Origin of the sequence: Nostoc sp. DedQUE02, assembly GCF_034531035.1 — a bacterium.
Classification (GTDB): domain Bacteria; phylum Cyanobacteriota; class Cyanobacteriia; order Cyanobacteriales; family Nostocaceae; genus Nostoc.
The window spans coordinates 42,633-62,872 of sequence record NZ_JAVRBY020000007.1 but is presented as its reverse complement, the minus strand read 5'-3'; the positions used below and the strand labels follow the sequence as shown (position 1 = coordinate 62,872).

Annotated in this window: 12 protein-coding genes; 8 read left to right on the top strand and 4 right to left on the bottom strand. The window is 42.4% G+C overall.

Going from position 1 to position 20,240, the window contains the following annotated elements; translation table 11 throughout:
• Positions 1-526 precede the first annotated feature (526 nt).
• Positions 527-880 carry a hypothetical protein gene (locus RMX98_RS09215; RefSeq protein WP_322681263.1) on the top strand — a complete coding sequence of 118 codons (354 nt, stop codon included), beginning with the start codon at positions 527-529 and terminating at the stop codon, positions 878-880.
• Positions 881-1,044: 164 nt separating this feature from the next.
• On the opposite strand, the gene RMX98_RS09210 is transcribed toward RMX98_RS09215, so the two are convergent.
• Together RMX98_RS09210 and thrC are read right to left on the bottom strand one after the other, a co-directional pair.
• Positions 1,045-1,320 carry a ubiquitin-like small modifier protein 1 gene (locus RMX98_RS09210; RefSeq protein WP_179064724.1) on the bottom strand — a complete coding sequence of 92 codons (276 nt, stop codon included), beginning with the start codon at positions 1,318-1,320 and terminating at the stop codon, positions 1,045-1,047.
• 89 nt (positions 1,321-1,409) lie between these two features.
• Positions 1,410-2,714: a threonine synthase gene (gene thrC, locus RMX98_RS09205; protein ID WP_322681262.1), complete on the bottom strand. Its 1,305-nt coding sequence runs from the start codon at positions 2,712-2,714 to the stop codon at positions 1,410-1,412.
• 830 nt (positions 2,715-3,544) lie between these two features.
• Between thrC and RMX98_RS09200 the strand changes: the two genes are divergently transcribed.
• From RMX98_RS09200 to RMX98_RS09170, 7 genes are all read left to right on the top strand, one after another.
• On the top strand, positions 3,545-6,034 hold the full coding sequence (locus RMX98_RS09200) for a hypothetical protein (RefSeq protein ID WP_322681261.1): 2,490 nt from the start codon (positions 3,545-3,547) through the stop codon (positions 6,032-6,034).
• A 275-nt stretch (positions 6,035-6,309) separates the two neighbouring features.
• Positions 6,310-6,873, top strand: coding sequence for a hypothetical protein (locus tag RMX98_RS09195; protein ID WP_322681260.1), 564 nt, complete (start codon positions 6,310-6,312; stop codon positions 6,871-6,873).
• Between the two features lie 140 nt (positions 6,874-7,013).
• Positions 7,014-8,564, top strand: coding sequence for a hypothetical protein (locus RMX98_RS09190; RefSeq protein ID WP_322681259.1), 1,551 nt, complete (start codon positions 7,014-7,016; stop codon positions 8,562-8,564).
• Positions 8,561-12,538 (top strand): TonB-dependent receptor, encoded by a 3,978-nt coding sequence (locus tag RMX98_RS09185; protein WP_322681258.1) that lies wholly within the window; start codon positions 8,561-8,563, stop codon positions 12,536-12,538. The genes RMX98_RS09190 and RMX98_RS09185 overlap by 4 nt, the downstream gene beginning before the upstream one ends.
• 75 nt (positions 12,539-12,613) lie before the next feature.
• The gene (locus RMX98_RS09180; protein ID WP_322681257.1) at positions 12,614-13,240 is read left to right on the top strand and encodes a transposase; all 627 of its coding nucleotides are present in this window, start codon (positions 12,614-12,616) and stop codon (positions 13,238-13,240) included.
• Positions 13,241-13,508: 268 nt separating this feature from the next.
• Positions 13,509-16,745 carry a hypothetical protein gene (locus tag RMX98_RS09175; RefSeq protein ID WP_322681256.1) on the top strand — a complete coding sequence of 1,079 codons (3,237 nt, stop codon included), beginning with the start codon at positions 13,509-13,511 and terminating at the stop codon, positions 16,743-16,745.
• 354 nt (positions 16,746-17,099) lie between these two features.
• Positions 17,100-18,089, top strand: a complete 990-nt coding sequence (locus tag RMX98_RS09170) for a DUF1350 family protein (RefSeq protein WP_322681255.1) — start codon at positions 17,100-17,102, stop codon at positions 18,087-18,089.
• A gap of 99 nt (positions 18,090-18,188) precedes the next feature.
• On the opposite strand, the gene argC is transcribed toward RMX98_RS09170, so the two are convergent.
• Together argC and RMX98_RS09160 are read right to left on the bottom strand one after the other, a co-directional pair.
• Positions 18,189-19,184 (bottom strand): N-acetyl-gamma-glutamyl-phosphate reductase, encoded by a 996-nt coding sequence (argC, locus tag RMX98_RS09165; RefSeq protein WP_322681254.1) that lies wholly within the window; start codon positions 19,182-19,184, stop codon positions 18,189-18,191.
• A gap of 453 nt (positions 19,185-19,637) precedes the next feature.
• Positions 19,638-20,240, bottom strand: a complete 603-nt coding sequence (locus tag RMX98_RS09160) for a hypothetical protein (RefSeq protein ID WP_322681253.1) — start codon at positions 20,238-20,240, stop codon at positions 19,638-19,640.

Sequence of the window (20,240 nt, the reverse complement as noted above, 5' to 3'; positions counted from 1 at the left end):
AAGACGGGGGTTAGCCCGTCTTCTGTATAATAAGTAAAAACATCTTGGTAATTTCTGCAATATATCAAAATACTCTAATTACAATCTGCCAAATTGCCAAATGCTTACCAATAAAATACAAGTATTCATTTATCTGTAATTGGATAGTTTTATCAGCGTATAAATTAATCGTTACTCGAAGCATATAGCAGATTTCAAGGAAAGTGAGGTACACAAGCTTGCTTCTGTTACCCAAGTATAAAGCGTGTTTTACTCCTGTTAGCGCCAACGAGACGCTACACGAACAAGCATCATAACCTGTCCTAGATATCGCACTATCAATTGGATATACTTAGATTACGAACAAAAAGATCCCCGACTTCTTTAATAAGGTGGAAATCTTAGCCTATCGATATTTGGGGTTTTGATAAAAATTTTACAATCCTAGTGAATAATTTTGGCACTTTCCAATCCCCAGGAAATACTGATTATGATTGGAAGTTTTTCGGTCATGCTAAAGAAAAAATTACTGACGAGGAAGTTCATCATGAACCTAAATATAGTTGATGATAAATTGCAGATAGAATTTACGTTTAAAGAGCAACTGCTAGCTGTTCGCTGGAATAAGCTTTGGCAAATATCGCTAGCCCATCTTCGACAAGTTACTACAGCCGAACCCCAAAGTAATTGGCGAGAATTGCGTGCCCCTGGTAGCTTTGTTCCTGGAGTGATTAAGGCTGGAACTTATTACACTAACCGGGGTAAAGAGTTTTGGTATGTAAATCGAAAGACAAATTATTTAACCATTGAATTGCGAGATGAATCCTACAAGCGGATTATTTTAACTATTGATAACAATGAATCTTGGCAACAAAGGCTTTCTCAGATAATTACTACATAGTTGGTCAAATGAAAAGTGCTGAATTAAAAGACCACTGCATCATCTCTGCTATGAGTAAGGTAAACGGCAGCCACTAATGGCAATTCCCAGTCAGAGACTGGGAACGAGAAAATCTTTCAAAGAATTGTCTAGTTAGGCTTCTACTTTATTTGCTGTTCTGTGTATTAACCACCAGCGACAGCTGGGACAATACTTACTTCATCGCCATCTTTAAGAGTTGTGTTTATACCATCTAAATGGCGGATATCTTCGCTATCGACGTAAAAATTTACAAACCGACGTAGCTTACCTTGTTCATCGCACAACCGGGATTTGATACCAGGAAAGCTTTGTTCTAAAGAATCTAACAATTCAGCAATAGTGCTACCGGTGGATTCTAAAGTAGCTTGATTATTAGTAAAACTCTGAAGAGTTGTAGGAACTAAAACTTTTACAGCCATAGAAGTAAAAAGTGAAGAGTGGAGAGTTAGGAATAAAATTAAGAGTAAAGAGTTATGAATATAAAAAACTCATAACTCCTAACTCCTAACTAAACGAGAACTTGTTGCCATTCCAAGCGATCAAGAGTACGCGATCGCTCTAGCGCCCGTTCAAAACTATCGAGTTTCGCATCAATAGTCAAGGGTTCGCCAACGTAGCCTTGGATTGCTTCTTGAGTTTTCAGACCATTGCCGGTGATGTAAATCACAGTAGTTTCGTCTGGATTAATTTTGCCAGCTTCTACCAGTTTTTTCAGTACAGCAACGGTTGTACCACCAGCTGTTTCTGTGAAGATGCCTTCGGTTTCTGCCAGCAACTTGATGCCATCAATAATTTCAGCATCATTGACTGATTCAATGTTACCACCAGTCTTCTGAGCTAACTCCACAGCATAAATGCCGTCTGCTGGATTGCCGATCGCTAACGATTTCGCAATTGTATTCGGTTTAACTGGCTTAATAAAGTCACGTCCTTCTTTGAAAGCTTGGGCGATGGGTGAACAACCTTCAGCTTGAGCGCCACTGAAACGGACACTCTTGTTTTCTACCAAACCAACTTCGATAAATTCTTGGAACCCTTTATAAATTTTGGTAAAGAGCGAACCAGATGCCAAAGGAGCAACAACATGATCGGGTAGTTCCCAGCCCAATTGTTCTGCAACTTCAAAACCTAGCGTCTTGGAACCTTCAGAGTAATAAGGACGCAGATTAATATTGACAAAACCCCAACCATGTGTATTGGCAACTTCTGAACAAAGGCGATTTACTTGATCGTAGTTGCCCTTGACGGCCATGAGAGTGGGACTGTAGATCAAGCTACCGAGAATTTTACCGGCTTCTAAATCTGCGGGGATGAACACACAGCAGTCTAAACCAGCATGAGCTGCGATCGCAGCTGTAGAATTTGCCAAATTACCAGTACTAGCGCAAGAAACAGTAGTGAAACCCAACTCTCGCGCTCTAGATAGGGCAACTGAGACCACCCGATCCTTAAAGCTCAGGGTGGGCATATTCACGGCATCATTTTTTATATAAAGCTTATTTAGACCCAGGCGACGGGCAAGACGGTGGGAACGAACCAAGGGAGTCATACCAGTTCCCACATCAATAACATTATCAGTTGCGACAGGCAAAAAGGGACGGTAGCGCCAAATGGAATTAGGCCCAGCTTGAATCGTTTCACGAGTCACAGTTAGACGTAGGGCGTTGTAGTCATACTTAACTTCTAATGGCCCAAAACATAACTCACAAACATTGCTGGCCTTGAGTTCATATTCTGCACCACATTCCTTACACTTCAAGGCTTGAAAGTAGGCAGTGCTGCTTTGGGTTTGGGTTGTAATTGCCTGAGTCATAAACTAGCTTTCCCTGTTTGTCTGTCGACTGTCGCCTGATAGTAACACGAGCAAAAATACCAGTCAAACATACCCGATAAAAAAAGTCGGGTATGTTTAGTGTTGAATCGAATGATTCTTGTAAAACTTTAATATCAGTAATCCCTGTAGTTAGTATTTATACTTATACTATTAATGTTAAAAAAAAAGAAAACAGGCGAGAATACCCAGGATTAATACTGGCAGTAGCTATGATTAAATTGCATCATAATTATGATTAAATTGCATTTATTTAAAATCCCATCTCATTTAAACGCTCTAGATAGCTTAGTCAACTTTCAATTTTTTAATCTAAATAATTCCATAGAGTAATACAGATTTCTAACAACAAAAACTCAAAAGCATTATCAAATATAGCTTCTAGTCTTCCTAAAGTCTGCGTTTAACCATTAAAATTTCTATATGTGTTGCCAAAATAAAGCTAATTTTTCAGCTTTGATACACTCATTCACAGCAAAAGAAGTTACTTATTTACACGGAAGATTTTTTTTGCTTTAAAAGCTACATTGCTAAATACATTGATAAGTCAGCAAGACACAGTAATAAATTACAGATATTTGCGATTGCCAACCTTAATTTTCAAGGGTAAGCGTAAAACAAGTAGACAAATTATTTCTGGTTATTGCCTCAAGAGGGTTTCTCAGGAGTGCCAGTAATTTAACTTCTTAAATAACATTCCCGAAATGTTGAAGCTTTGGGCGGCTATAATCGGCAATTTTTTAAGGAATTGCCGAACTTTATCCTGTCTCAAAATCCAAGATACAAGTTCAGCAAACAAACAAACTACTTCTATGGTAAATCGAAATCAATCTGTCAACAAGCAGCGTCAAGTTTACCAATCTCTAGTAGCAACAGCATTATTAACTGGTAGCCTTTTCCAATTTGTCGCACCTGTATTAGCTGACGGAACTACTGGAGGTACATCTATCAGTAACACTGCGACAGCAACCTACGAAGATCCCAACAATCCAGGGACAACTATAAATTCCACCTCTAACACTGTCACCGTGACTGTAGCAGAGGTTGCGGGTATTACTGTTACAGCGTCAGGTGTTACAGATAACAATGGTGGCAGTGTTGGAATTAACGATTTACTAACCTATACCTACACCCTAACAAACGTAGGTAATGACCCCACCAAATTCCATATTCCTAACCAAGCAACAACAACTGGGCCTGGTACGGTTTCTGGTGTACTTCCTGCTGATAAAAATGGGGTAACACCAGCTAGTGGCACACTGCAATATAGTACAGATGGTGGTGCAACTTGGACAAATGTAACAGCTGGTGGTGTAGATACACCCTCAGTTCCAGTTAGTGGTACTGTGTTGGTGCGTGTGCCGGTAACTGTACAGACTGGCGCTCAATCGGGCGACGTAATTAAAGTTACCCTTGGTAACACTCCTGGTGATGCCCAAAACCAACTGCGGAGTCCCGATGGTGGTGACGTTTATACTGTAGATAATGCTGATAACGCAGGTGGTGGGGAAGTTCCTGGCACACCAGTTAACGGTACACGAGAATCTAGTATTACCCAGCAAATTCAAGTAGGCAACACAGCTAAAACTGTTGCTCTAGCCACAATACTCAAAACTCGGACAGGCTATAACGCTGGTAACACTTCCGTACTCAATGATGATGTGCTGACTTATGGTTTAAGCTTGCGAGTTGAAAGTAACGACGTAACTAATCGTGGGCTAACACCCGCAGCTTTAGCTGGTACAACCATCAATGTAGACGGTAATCCAGTTACTCGCATCTTAGTTTCTGATGCACTTCCAGCATCAACAACTCTTAATGGAACCCCAACCGCTCCTTCAGGGTGGATAGTGGTTTACGCTGGCGAAGATCCTACAACTACAACTGCCGATCAGGCTCTATGGAAAACTAACAGTGCTAATGTCACAGGTGGTGTAGTTAAACGCGTTGGTTTTATTAACGATCCTAACTCTATCTCTTCAGTTGCTACTGGGACAACCGTTACAGGTTTTATAGTACAAGTAAAAACCACTGGAATCACAGGAACGACAGCGACAAATGTTAACAACATCGCTCAAGTGTTCGGAAAAACTGCTGGAGATCCAAATAGCCCTCTACTCTTTGACGATTCAGGTGATCAAAATCCAGATAACATCAACCCCACTAATGGAGCCTTTCCTACTACAGTAGACTCTGGCTATTATCCCGGTACAGTTCCCGCCAATCAAACTGACACAGGTAATAACAACCAAGGTGGTAATTCTGTTACAGGAAATGTCAACGTCTACACTGTTTCAGTCGCCCAAGCAAACTCAGTTTTAAACGGGCCGAATAATGCACCTGATGCTGTTGGCCCAACAAATAATAACGACGACTTCACAAACAAATCCTCTTTTGTTCCTCCTAACACATTACCTGGTAGTACGCTTGATCCACAATCAGTTGGTTTTACCAACACAATTAAGAACAGTGGGACTAACCCTAACGACATTACCATAGTACCAACAGTACCAGCTACAGCTACAGATTTGCCCAATGGTACAAAGGTGACTGTTAGCTATAACAGTCAATCTGCTGTCTATACTTACAGCATCACCAATAACGTTGGCACTTTCACCCTAGCAGCCAATAATACACCAATTAAAATCTCTGGTGTTGCTGCTGGAAGCAGTGTAAATTATGGCGTAGAAGTTGACCTACCAGCTGGTACGCAACTATCGACTGATATCAATAAGGGCTTCCCAGTACCAATTACTGCCTTTATTGACACTAATAATAATGGTGTAGTTGATACTGGTGAGGTTAACAACATCTCCATCGATCGCGTTTACACTGGCTTCCTGAAACTGCTGAAACTGTCGCGAGTCTTACAAGGAACTGGGCCTGTAGTCCAGGGGAATGATGGCACATTCAGTATCGATCCGAAAAAGCCTGCACCAGGAAACATTATTGAGTACCAAATTCAGTACAGCAATATTTCCGATCCTCAAGCTGGAACTGGTAACGTGATTTTGAATGCTAACAAAGTTGTGATTACTGAAGATGGTACGCAAGCCCCCAATAACTGGGCGCTAGACAACGACAATAACACTCAAATTGATACTAGCAACATTGTTAGTTCAGCTAAAGATTCTGGAGCTTCAACTATCCAATTCTTCAGTGGTAATCCAGCTACTAACTCTGGCATTGACCAAACTGGAACTACAGCAAGTACTGATGTTGCTAAGTATGTAAATACCGTAACTGGCACGATCGCACCGGGTATTCAAAGAACATTTACCTTCCAACGCAAGGTGAACTAATTCCCTGGGATTGGGGATTGGTGACTTTGACGTTCGCAGATTCTAATAGAGCGATCGCCGCAACCAGTTAACCTTATCCCCAACCTCTAAACAGGAAGCAAATAGGGGAGTGACCGAAAACGACTCATGATACAAGCCCCTTTATTTATAAAGATCATTAATTTTGAATTTTGAATTTTGAATTCAAAGCGAAGCGACGTGACTCTTTCTTCGCAAAAGCAGGGAAAGATAAGTCAACTATCGAGACTCTGAAAGTTTTTTTGAGGTTATTTATTATGAAGCGTTTTTATCTTGCAGGTTTAGGAGCGATCGCACTCATTGCTACAGTCCCATTTTTCGGTCAAATTCCGGGAATCACAAATGTATGGCATTCTACAAGTGCCGTTGCTCAGAATATCAAAACTCAAGGGCAAATTCAATTGCGTTTAGAAGCAGAAAAGCAAGTGGTGACACAGGATCAGCAGGGTAAGCAAAGTCAGAAATGGGAACCTTTGAAAGGTCAAGTTGTGGTGCAACCTGGAGATGTGTTGCGGTATACCTTAACTGGTGAAAATAAGAGCGATCGCCCGGTGAAGAATTTGACGTTTAATCAAACTATTCCGAAAGGAATGGTCTACGTGCTGAATTCTACCAATGTTCCCAACAATGCCAAAGTTATTTATAGCATTGATGGCGGGCGTAGCTTTGTCGAAAATCCCACTGTGAAAGTTACTCTTCCTAACGGCAAAGTGGAAACAAAACCAGCACCAGCCAATGCTTACACCCATATCCGTTTGCAGATTCCTTCACTTGCAGCTAAGACAACAGTGAAAGCAACTTATCAAACCCAAGTGCGCTGATTGGGACGCGGGGATACGCCGTCTTTGTGACTGTATTTCGAGATGGAAACTAAAAACGAAATTTTTAAATTTTGGCTTAACTGGATTTCCACAAATAAATAAGTGCTTTTATTAACAACAAGCTTGACATTTCATAGGAGATGTGTTCGGTGAGCCGTCCTCAAAACCAAAAGCAAATTACTTCTAGCAGTAGCTGGTGGCGACGGTTAACAGCTAGTGTTCTTTTGGGAAGTTTTTTGCATACTACTATATCTACACCAGCGATCGCGCAACAAACTAACAATCAAGTTGCGTCTTCGCCATTAATAAATCAAGCTACTTACACTTATACAGATTCTGCTAGTAATAATCAATATCAAGGAAGTTCTAGCCAGATCAATGCTAGTCCTACCCCATTAGTTGATCCTTTAGGACGGATTTTAGGTTGTGCTGGCACAATTTTACCTGACTATACAGGTTTTTCAGTTGGGGTATACGAACCTAACTCTAGCGATCCAACGGGGACAGAATTAGGCGGCTTGGTTGCTTTGACTCGAACAGAGTTTCCAGATATTCCTAATAACAATGTTCCTGGCGGTAGATCGCCAAATACCGAGAATAGTAACCCCTACTTTGTTACGAATAACCCTGCGGGTGTCTACAATTTCCTACTCGATCCGAATAAGGGTCAAACCGATCCAGGTAGAAGCTACATTTTTGTAGTTAATCCACCACCAAATTCTATCTACAGACAACGGCGGATCAAGATTGAAATCCTTAGTAGCACTGGCACACAAGGTAATAGTGTCGTGCGATATGTTGCTAGTTCTTTAGATGGTCAACCAATCAGTCTCACAGGCGAAACCAGAGTAGAACAAACAGTTGTTTTAGTTCCCAATGCAGAAACGGTGGGACTAGATTTATTAGCCTTTGAATTCACTACAAATTTGTGTCAAGCCAATCAGTTGCAAATTATCAAAACAGGCGATCGCGCTGCTGCTGAACCTGGAGATACAGTAATCTACCGCCTGTCAGTAAAAAATCTCGCTGATGCTGGTTTGAGTAATATATTTGTCACCGACAACCTACCTTTAGGATTCGAGTTTTTGCCGAAATCTGTGCGGGGAGAGGTGGATGGTCAACTAGTCACTATCACCTCAGAGCGCAATGGTAACACAGTGACATTCCGCACAGATGTAACCATTCCCACAGAGAAAGTCTTGAATATTGCCTACGCTGCTCAATTAACACCTGATGCATTGCGTGGGACTGGTCGCAACAGTGCGATCGTTAATGCTCAACGAGCCGATAACCGTTTTAGCACTAAGGATGGCCCTGCAACACACCAGTTGAAAATTCGCTCAGGAATCGTTTCTGACTGTGGCACGATTATCGGTCGGGTGTTTGTTGATAAAAACTTTGACGGCGAACAACAAGCTGGTGAGCCAGGGATACCAAATGCAGTGATTTTTCTGGAGGATGGAAACCGCATTACTACAGATCCTAATGGTCTGTTCTCCTTGGCTAATGCCTTACCTGGATACCACACAGGTGTACTAGACCTGAGCAGTGTACCTGGTTACACCCTAGCTCATAACAAAAAATTCCGCGAACGAAATAGCCAATCTCGCTTGGTGCATTTAGAGCCTGGTGGCTTGGTACGTATGAACTTCGCCCTCACCCCAACATTTCAGGAGCCAGTCAAGAAATGAAACCCAGACTGCACTGTGCAACTATATATAACCTGAAATTGATGGGGGCAATGCCAGTAGCTCTCTGCCTGCTTTTGTATCCTGCTATAGTCAAAGCTGAAATTAAGAGTGAAAATCTTTTTTTCCCTGATTCACCTTCGCAAGCACACAAGGGTGTTGAAGAAGAGGCAAGGGAGCAGGGAACTCTTAGCTGGGGAGAGGCTTTGAAGTCTCCCCATCTTTTGGGAAGTTCTAAGCAGCAGTTTCTATCTGATGAATTTTCTTCTACTTCTTTAACACTAACTAATAATACTTCAATTCCAGATGTCCAGGCAAATGAAACGGAAATACAACCGTTTCAACAAGCAAACTCTGTTGATTTGCCCACAGGCTTAAATAAAGTAGCCGGAATTGAGGAAAAGACGGAAGTACAACTGTTTCAACCAGTAAACTCTGTTGATTTGCCCAGAAGCTTAAATAAAGTAGCCGAAATCAAGAACAAAAATGATGGAGGTAAAGAAACCGAGACACAGTTGCAAGTTTCTCCAACGGCAATACAACCATTTCAACCAGTAACTTCGGTAGGTTTGCCTAGAGGCTTACGCAAAATAGCAGGAATAGAGAACGGACAAGGGGTAAATGAAAATTTTCCCGTGTCTCCCACTCTCCCCATATCTACAGCCATCAAAATTCTGACTCCGACGGCTGACAGTGTTGTAGATGTCCAAGCTAGCACGGTGATTGTGCAGTTTCCTGCTGGTAGTCAAGTGGAATTGCGGGTAAATGGCGCGTTGGTAGATCCTTCTTTAGTGGGACGAACGGAAAGTGATGCTACCACTAGCTTAGTAACGCAGACATGGTATGGTGTCTCGTTAAAAGAAGGCGTAAACACCATCTCTGCACAAATTATTGGACAAACAGAACCTCCTGTAACAGTGCAAGTCGCAGTGCGGGGAGCGCCACAGCAGCTAACTTTAGAAACAGTTGAGTCTCGTATCCCTGCGGATGGACGTTCTACAGCAACAATCCGGGGTCAACTGCTTGATGCAAATGGCAATCGCTCTAATCGTGATGCTGTTGTCACCCTCATACCCAGTGCTGGAGAGTTGGTCGGGAAAGACTTCAAGCCCGATGAACCCGGATTTCAAGTGGAGGCGAAAGGAGGACAATTTACAGCGATGTTGCGATCGCAACTCAAAGCCGAAACTGTCCGAATTCGGGCGATCGCTAATAATTTAGAAGCCTTTACCCAACTAGAATTTGAAACGGCACTGCGTCCGAGTCTGGTGACAGGGGTAGTGGATTTACGTTTGGGGGCCAGAGGTACAAATTATTACGGTAGTTTCCGTGATTTCCTCCCTCCTGACAAAAACAATGGAACGCAATTAGATTTTCACTCGGCGGTATTTGCCACTGGTGCGATCGGGGAATGGTTGTTTACAGGTGCATACAACAGTTCTCGTAGCCTCAATGAAGATTGCGATTGTAATAATCGCCTGTTTAGAACTTACCAATCTAGCGAGCAAAATTATCCAGTCTACGGCGATAGCTCGAAAGTTGATGTCGTTACTCCTTCCATTGATAGCGTATTTTTGCGTTTTGAGCGCTCAACTGGCATCCCTGGAGCTTCCCCTGATTATGCTATGTGGGGTGACTATAACACAGAAGAATTTGCGCGGCGATCGCAGCAATTTACTTCAATTACCCGTCAACTTCACGGCTTTAAAGCTAACTACAACTTAGGAAACTTCCAAATTACAGGTTTCTATGGCGACCATTTAGAAGGATTTCAACGGGACACGATTCCTCCCGATGGTACTAGCGGCTATTACTTCCTCTCTCGTAGACTCCTACAACCAGGTAGCGAAAATGTTTTTATCGAGTTAGAAGAACTCAATCGTCCTGGTACTGTATTAGAACGCAAACAGCTTAACCGAGGCCCAGACTACGAAATTGATTACGATCGCGGTACTTTATTATTCCGCGAACCCATTCTTCGCACCGATATAGATCAGGCTGGACAAGTATTGGTACGTCGGATTGTTGTTAGCTATCAATACGACAGTCAAAACTCTGATGGCAATATCTATGCTGGTCGTTTGCAATATAACCTTTCCCGCAAGCTTAATCAGGAAAGTTGGATTGGAGCAACTTATGTCCAAGAAAATCACGGAGTACGCGACTTTCAACTCTATGGTGCAGATGCGCTGATTGCTTTGGGCGACAACGGTAAGTTAATCGCAGAATATGCCCATTCGACTAATGATTCTGATGTTGTGGGAAAAGTCAGAGGTGATGCTTATCGGTTGGAAGCTGAGGGACAAATTGCTAATGGGATTCAAGGCCGTGCCTATTATCGTTTTGCTGATACAGGTTTTGCCAATAATGCCACTATCAGCTTTGTCCCAGGACAAACTCGTTATGGAGCGCAGGTTACAGCTAAAGTGACCTCAACTACCAACCTCAGAGCGCAATACGACCACGAAGATAATTTTGGGATTGCTCCCCAACCTCTAGATACCTTTGAAGAACTATTTGCACCACGTTATGAAGCCATCCCTGGGAGCAAGGTTGATAACTCGCTGACGACGATTTCTGCTGGAATTCAACAACGCTTGGGTAAAGCTACTATTGATCTGGATTGGATTCATCGTCATCGGGAAGACCGTATCCCCGACAGCAGCTTGAGTAGTAATTCCGATCAACTGCGATCGCGTTTTTCAGTTCCCCTTGCGAAAAACCTGACTTTCCAAGCGCAAAATGAACTAAGTTTATCTTCCCAAAAAGATCCTATTTACCCAGACCGCACCATCTTCGGGTTGAATTGGGCGGTAATTCCTGGTGTCAGCGTCAGTTTAGCCCAACAGTTTTACAGTAGCGGTCAATATTCGGGTAATTCCATCACTAGTTTGAGTGTCAACGGCGAACACAAACTCGGATCAGATACTACCTTAACCGGTCGTTATTCAATTTTGGGTGGTGCTAACGAAATGACTACCCAAGGGGCGATTGGTCTAAATAATCGTTGGACTATTGCTTCGGGATTGCGGCTGAATGTTGCTTACGAACACGTATTTGGCAACTTCTTCGGACGAACTGCGGCCGGTCAACAATATGCCCAACCCTTCGCTTTTGGTCAATCAGCATCTGCGATCGGATTTGATGGTGGTGATAGTTACAGTGTAGGGCTGGAATACAGTGATAATCCACAGTTTCAAGCCAGCGCCCGTTATGAACATCGTTCTTCTTCTGGTGGAGGGAATACAGTAATTACCGCCGCAGCTGCGGGTAAAATTTCTCCGGCTCTCACAGCCTTAGTACGTTATCAACAAGCCGGTTCTTCCAATCAAAAGCTTTCAGGATTGGGAGATACTGCTAGCCTGAAGCTGGGTTTAGCCTACCGCGACCCCAATAACGATAAATTTAATGCCTTATTGCGTTATGAATATCGCAAAAATCCGTCAACCATCCCTGACACTATCTTGTTAGGAAGTGGTACGGGTTCCGAAGACCATACCTTTGCTTTAGAAGCTATTTACGCTCCTAACTGGCAATGGGAATTCTACGGTAAGTATGCCTTGCGTAACAGTACTTCTTACATAGCCACTGATTTAGCTGGTACTAGCACAGTAAATCTGGCGCAATTACGCGCTACCTATCGTTTGGGATATAGCTGGGATTTGGTGGGTGAGGCTCGTGTAATTAGTCAGTCTAGCTACAGCGAGACAGGCTTTGTTGTGGAAACGGGTTACTACCTCACGCCTAATCTGCGCGTCTCTGCTGGATATGTGTTTGGTAAAGTTGATGATCGAGATTTCTCAGGAACACGTTCTGCGGGAGGCGCGTACTTAGGCTTTACGGTTAAGCTCAACGAATTGTTTGACGGCTTTGGACAGCAAAAAATTCCGCCACGCCAGCCACAGGAATCTGCAAGGAAAACTTTGGTGAGTAAACTCAAGGCTGCAACCAGGGGAATGCAAAAACGTGAGATATAAAACGTTTATTTGTAGAGACGTAGCAGTGCTACGTCTCTACATTGGGTTGTAAACAACGGATGGGGAATTTTCACGATGATCAAACCAAGATTTCAGGGCAAATACCGCGTAGAGTCCACCCGTTTACCAAACCGAAATTATGCTGCTAATGGTTGGTATTTCATCACCATTTGTACTAAAGATTGCTTCGATCATTTTGGTCAGATCGTGTCAGGTCAGGTAAAACTTTCGGAAATAGGAGAAATCGCTCAAAAATACTGGATACAAATTCCCAACCATTTTGAAGATATCCAAATTGATACATACATAATTATGCCCAATCATGTCCACGGAATTGTAGTTATTGATAAACCCCTATCCCAAAATGTAGAGACGTTGCAGTATGTAGAGACGTTGCACTGCAACGTCTCTACACAAAGCGATAGAATTCAACAGGAAACTTTATGCGACGTTACCCAGCGTCAATTCATGTCTAAAATATCCCCAAAATCAGGTTCATTAAGTGCGATCGCACGATCGTATAAATCTGCCGTTACCCGTTGGTGTCGGGAAAATGGTTATGAAAATTTTGCTTGGCAGCCTCGATTTTATGACCACATCATTCGCGTCGATGGTTCTTTAGACCGAATTCGAGAATACATCATTAATAATCCCATCAAATGGGACAAAGACAAAAATAACCCTACAAATTTATGGATGTGATATTTATATCCACAATGTAGAGACGTTGCATTGCAACGTCTCTACAAATAGTCAATTTATAGCCAAGATTTATTAAATTTTAAATCAAATCTTTTTTCATTATTTAAAAGCGATCGCCACAGTAAATCTGAATACAGATGGTAGATTATCTACGATTTTGGGCAAGCTAAAGATTGAAGCTTTATTTGAGGGAAATCAGCCCTTATTGATGATTAAAGTTAAGGCGACGATCAACATTTTTTAAAAGTTATTTTATGGTGATTTACTAATGAATAATTTATGGAAAAATTTTAATCTTTTTGGCTGGGGGCTGATTGGTGCGACATTGATACTTAAACCTACACAAGCGCAGGCTCAATATATCCAGCGATCGTTTCTAAATCCTGGCTTTGAGTCACCTGCTTTTGGTTCTACAAATCAACAATGTTACGTTCAAGTGAATGAAAACCTTATCCCTGGTTGGAGTACAACTCATGGTTCAGTAAAAGCAGGAACAGGTAACTGTACTGGTTATACATCTCCAGGGTCAGTACCACTCATTGAAATTTGGACAACAGGATTTAATAGTGTTAGCACAGCAACGACACCAACTAGTGCAGGGAGGCAATTTGCAGAGTTAAATGCCGAGCAAGCTTCTGAGTTGTATCAGAATTTATGCCTCCTTAAAGATGAGACGATTACGTTCTCTTTTCTACATCGTGGGCGTTCAAGTTCAACTGTTGCTGATGTGGCCAACTTTTTAATTGGACTAATTACCGATCCAACACCAACTGTTTTTGGCAAATTCTCAACAACTAGCAATGGAACAGTTACGGCACAACCAGTAGCACAGAATGGTGCAACTATTCCTACTGTAACTAACAATAACGCCGGAAATGGCTGGGTGCGATACACTGGCACTGTTCCTTACACCGGGACTACTGGGAATAAACCTGTAGGATTTGCGGCTGTTTCCACAGCAGGCGGGAACAATACTATAGGTAACTTCCTTGATGAGGTGCAATTTGCTGGTAAACCGGTGGTCGAGTTTACAGCAAGTTCGGGTGGTGCAGCAGAATCAGAAACTAACCCTACAACTAACCCCCCCAAACTCAGAATCGTTGGTTTAGTGCCAACTGGGGGGATAAGCGTTCCTATCTCCGTGAGTGGAACAGCAATTTTGGGCACAGATTACAATACAACATCAGGCACATCTACCTTTAATATCACTATCCCTGCGGGAAACTACGATGGTAGTGATGCCACTAGTGTTTTTACCATTCCCTTTACTGTTATTAATAATAATGTTCCTCAAGGTGTGAGGACAATCGTATTCACCATAGAAACTTCAACTAGTTTTTTCGCCAGTTCAACCACAACTTGTGGTGGTTCCCCAACAGTCGTTTCCAATTATACGATTTATGATGATGATTTCCTTAGTGGCAAGGTTTGGAATGATGTCGACAATAGCGCTAACGGGACTTTTAATAATATCAATACTGGCTTAGAAATCGGTACCAATGCAGGTGGGTTATTAAATGCAATTCTTGTAGATTCTAACAATAAAGTATTAAAAAGTACTTCTGTTGCAGCAGATGGTACTTATACTTTTCTCGATGTCCCCCTGAATCAAAGCAATGTTAAAATTATCTTAAGTACAACTGCTGGCACAGTCGGTAATACTGCCCCTACAGCATCGCTTCCTGCTACCTGGGTCAATACTAGCCCACTAACAACAGCTACTTTTAATACTGGCACAAGCATCTCTAGTAAAGACTTTGGGATTAAGCAGCAGACCATCAATATTTCCGGGACGGTGTTTAGCGATGCTGATGCAGATGTTAGCATCAACGGCAGCGATGCTGGAACAAATGCCGGATCGGCAAACCTGACCATTTATGCCGTCGATACGAAGGGCATTGTACTAGATAAAGCCACTGTCGCAGCTAATGGTACTTACAGTTTCACCAATGTCCCGGTAAATTCCAGTGTGAAGCTACGGCTTACTAATGATTCAACTTTAGCAATTGGGGCAACCGCACCTATATCTCCTAGCTTACCAAGTGGCTGGTATCATACAGGCAAAAACCTCAATGGCACAATCGATGCGGCGATCGCTACATTAGGAGATATTGCCCTGACCACTACTACAAGCAATGTCATCAATCAAAACTTTGGCATTCGCCAATCCTACACTATCACTGCTGATGCCGCGCCTACAATCTGTAGCCCAGACTATAGAACTGCGTTGAACACAGGGATTAGTGCTACTGGTGGACAGTTAGCAGTAGGAGCAAATGACTTAAACTGGACTACTCAATGGATTGCTGGCCCCGCTAGCGGTACTGGAACGCCTTATGCTACTCCTCGTCCAGTCGGGCCGATGCCTGCTGTAGTCGTTGGCAAACTCGACGGTGCTTGGGTGAATGAGCCAACTAATGCTCGCTGGATTAGCTATCCTTTTCGATTATCTACTAACATCAATGGCAAGCATACTGATGCTGATTTAGACGGAATTAATGGGGAAGATGGTAGTGGTGTTCCGATCTCTGGTACTTCTGACGCGGTGCGACTGAAATTCACATCGAATCTGACTTTACCCAGTAATGCCAATACGAGTTCGATTTCCTTACCCGTTGGTGTGGCGATTGATAATCAATTTGTCAGCATTAAGGTCAATGGAGTAGAAAATCTACTGCCGACTCCGACAGCAAATTCCCAAGCTGCTGACTATGGGACATTGAAATCCGTTAACATCACTAACGGTTGGCAGGCTGGGGTTAACACCATTGAAATCATCATGGATTCTGGCCCACCTTTGGCTGGTTTCTTCTTGAGCGTTCAAGCCACCACCACTCTGACTTGTTCTAATCCTAATGTTCTCTTGGTCAAGCGAATTACTGCCATCAACGGCGGCACTACCACAGTTGGGGGGGATTCTTTAGTCGGCTATATTGATGCCCCAACTAATCCCTACGATGATAATAACATCACTATTCCTACCCAACCGACACCAACAGACCCGCCCAAAGACACTGACAAGTGGCCAGCCTTAAATAGCTTCATGATTGGCGGCATCTATGGCGGTAATGTCAAGCCGGGTGATGAAATGGAATACACCATTTATTTCCTCTCCGCAGGTGATGGAACTGCACCCAAAGTGTTGATATGCGATCGCGTTCCCAATAATGTCAGCTTCATTCCCACCGCTTTTAATAGCTTCAGCACCAAAAACAGCGCGGGTTTACCAAGTGCCGATCGAGGAATTATCTGGCAGCATAACGGTAATACCGAATCTCTTACCAATACCCAAGATGGAGATGTCGCTCAATACTTCCCTGCTGGTGTCGAACCATCAACAGTCTACAATGACCCCATTAATCCAAGTAAAAAGGTTGTCGATTGTGGCGGTGCTAATACCAATGGTGCGATCGTAGTGAATTTGGGTGATTTACCCAATGCTACCGGATCTGGAACACCACTAACTTCCTATGGTTTCATTCGTTTCCGGGGAAGGGTGAAATAGGTGAAGTCTAAGAGAAATTTGGCATTTCTGGAATAAAGATATGAGTGAAAATCAATATAGGGACGTAGCAATAGTACGTCTTTACAAGATTTGTATAGAACTCATATTTGATTTATGAAAAATTCAGTACAACTTAAAAAGGCTTCTGACTATTGTCTATTGCCTATTGCCTCTTGCCTCCTAAGCAAATAAGTATGGCTACGCCACCCCGCGCGAACAGAAATCAAATCGGATTGCTATATGTCACGTATCTTGAATTTCTGGACTTTTGCAAAAATATCTTTTAAAAAATCCGAAAAACAGCAACTTCAGTTTGGAGATTCAACATATACCTACGAATAAGTCATCGTAAATATGAATCTAAAACTGAGATTTAAACCGGTTTCTCACAGTTGGGTTGCTCTACATCCAAAGCCTAAAGGGGTAATTCAATTTATTGCTGGGGCTTTCTTTGGTACATTTGGCCCTATGCTTTTTTATCGTTATCTGCTTCAATCTCTATTTGAGCAGGGATATACAATTATTCTTTTGCCATTTAATTTTAGTTTTAACCATTATGTAGAAGCTGGTTTTCTCATGAGAGAACAGTATGAAATTCTGCCAGAGCTTGTGAAAATTGCAAGTGTTGCAGGATATGATTATGAAGCTTATCTAGATGATAAAAACTTTTCTTGGATTGGACATAGCCTTGGCTGTAAATATATCTCGCTCTTAGAAGGATTTACTGCTCTACCTCCAAAGCCTCAAGATAGAGAGCAGTTTATTCGGAACCTGCTATCTCATACTTCGGATGAGTCACAGATCGAAAGTGTTATTGCAGATATTAACATTCTCTTTGATGAACTAACGCGAAAAAGTGATGAAGTTAAAAAATTAATTTACACTTATGTACATAAGAATATGAACATTAACAGTGTATTTATTAAAGGACAGGTTTCTATCCTATTAGCACCTGCTATTGCTGACACAGGGAGCGCAATTCGTCCTCAATTTTTAGCGGATATCATTGATAATCTTGGTTGGGGTGTGAAACCAACTGTTGAAGAAACTCAGTATTTAATCAAGGATAGTGGGCTATTTAATATCATGGGTTTAGTCTGTTTCAAATCAGATAATATTGCTAAATCAACCTGTGAATGGTTTACTAAGATTCTGCAAAAGCCACCGCAAGATTTTCGCAACACTGTAGCAGGTGGACATTTAAGACCTTTAGGTATTCAGCTAGCTAAATATGTCGTTAATCTTTTTGATAAACCATTAATTGAATCAGTTCAAGAGCGAAACAAAGCATTTGAGCATAATGTAATTCAATTGCTCGAAGAACTGAAAGCAAAATCAAGGTAATCGGGATTGGGGATTGGGGATTGGGCTATTAGTTATTTCTTCCCCTGCTCCCCCTGCTCCCTCATCCCCAACTCCTACTCGCCACTCCCTAACCCTCTTTTATGACAATCCCAACTCTTCTGGAAAACCGAGCATGATGTTTAGGTTTTGGACTGCGGCTCCTGATGCGCCTTTACCCAGGTTGTCAAGACGAGCAACTAACAACACTTCTTTGGTGGTGTCGTTGGCGAATACAAAAACCTGAAGAATATTGGTATTATTCAGTGCGTAGGCGTAGCCCGTCGTAGACATCGCATCCAAAAATATTCCGTCTCTGAGCAGTGTAGAATCTTGGAATGGAGCAACCTGCACAAACTTTTCACTTTGGTAGTAGTCAGCGATCGCTTTATAGATAACCTCACCTGATGGTGGATTATCTAAAGTTACCAGAGGCAAAGGTATCTGTACTAGCATCCCCTGCTCAAAATCCCCTACTGCGGGTACGAATAACGGTGGCAATGCTAACCCTGAGTAATGTTGCATTTCTTTGACGTGCTTGTGCCCAAACTGCAAACCGTAGATGCCATAGGGGTAGAGCGACTCTGCCCCAGCTTGCTGTTCATGGAAGCTATGATACTGTTTAATCAGATTCTTTCCGCCACCAGAGTAACCTGACACTGCATTAACGGTGATGGGAAAGTTACTGTTCAAGAGTCTTTTGGCAATCAATGGACGGATACAAGCTAAAAATCCTGTGGGATAACAGCCCGGATTGCTGACAAACTGGGCGCTGGCAATTTTCTCTCGTTGTCCTGGATTTAGTTCTGGGAAACCATATACCCAGTCTTGAGCCGTGCGATGGGCAGTGCTAGCATCAAGGATCTTAACCCTAGTATTACTAACTAAGCTAACAGCTTCACGGGCCGCATCATCAGGCAGGCAGAGAATGACAACATCAACGGCATTGATTAGTTTGGCTCGCTCAGTTGCATCTTTACGTTTAGATGCCTCAATGCTAACTAACTCGATGTCATCGCGTTGGTTGAGGCGTGAGTAAATTTGTAAGCCTGTGGTTCCTGATTCTCCATCAATGAAAATCTTCGGTTTAGTAGTCATGCGCTTCTTATGTGTGAGTGATATTTTGACTGATTAATACTTACTTGACTTCTGCTAAATAGATATTTCCAGAAATTAAATCTCTGTTATCCAGAACCCTTGTAGAGACTTAGTACACGTCACCGCAAAAGGGGTTCGGAAATATCGAGGGTTGATGTTGGGTTTCACTGGGTTCCACCCAACCTACGAATGATTAAATTCCATACTTTTTTGGGGTGGGCTGTACTTAGCACTGCTATAAGACTCATATTTGATTTCTGAAAAAATTCAGTACAACTCAAAGAGGTTTCTTGACTATTGCCTATTGCCTCTTACCTCCTACGCAAATAGTTATGGCTACGCCACGCTTCGCGAACAGAAATCAAAGCGGATTGCTATAGTCTCTATTTTTTCACTAGATGTCTATGAATTATAAAAATAAGAGTTATTTTAACGATCAATTTTGCAATGAAATTAACCTGCTTTCACCATCCACACCAAAAAGCTCAGAATTGGTTCGATAGGAGGAAGCGAATAATCCATTAAATCAATTGTGACTGTTTGCCCCTCTAATCTAAGAAATCGCCATTGGGTTCCACTGCTGACAGTACCGTAAACTGCTGTCAAGGGTTGTTCTCTTGCTTGATTGAATCGCTGTGCAGCTACCATTTCTGCAATGCATTGTCCCAATCCAGATTTTAAATCTGATTTTTTTGCTTCAACAATGACAATTGCAGGCGCTTCCACCGTTAATTGTCCAGGTGAACGGCAAAGTAGAAAGTCACATACATCGTTGAGTCCAATACTCGGATCAACGTTAAACTCTTCCCCTGAAAACACGCTAATTGTGGAATTGAAGATGCGTCGCACTTCTAGCAAGATAGGATTAATTATCGCCTCGGAACGAGCTTTTTCTGTATCGACTGCGATCGCCCACGGTAAATCCTCTAAAATACCTTGTAGTCTGAAGCTTGGAGTAATGGGTTCAATCGAGTCTGGGAAAAAGCGGACTCCTTCGACAGTATTCAGGTGAAAATCTTGTTTCACTCGGTCAATGTTGAATTGACTGTAGGGCAT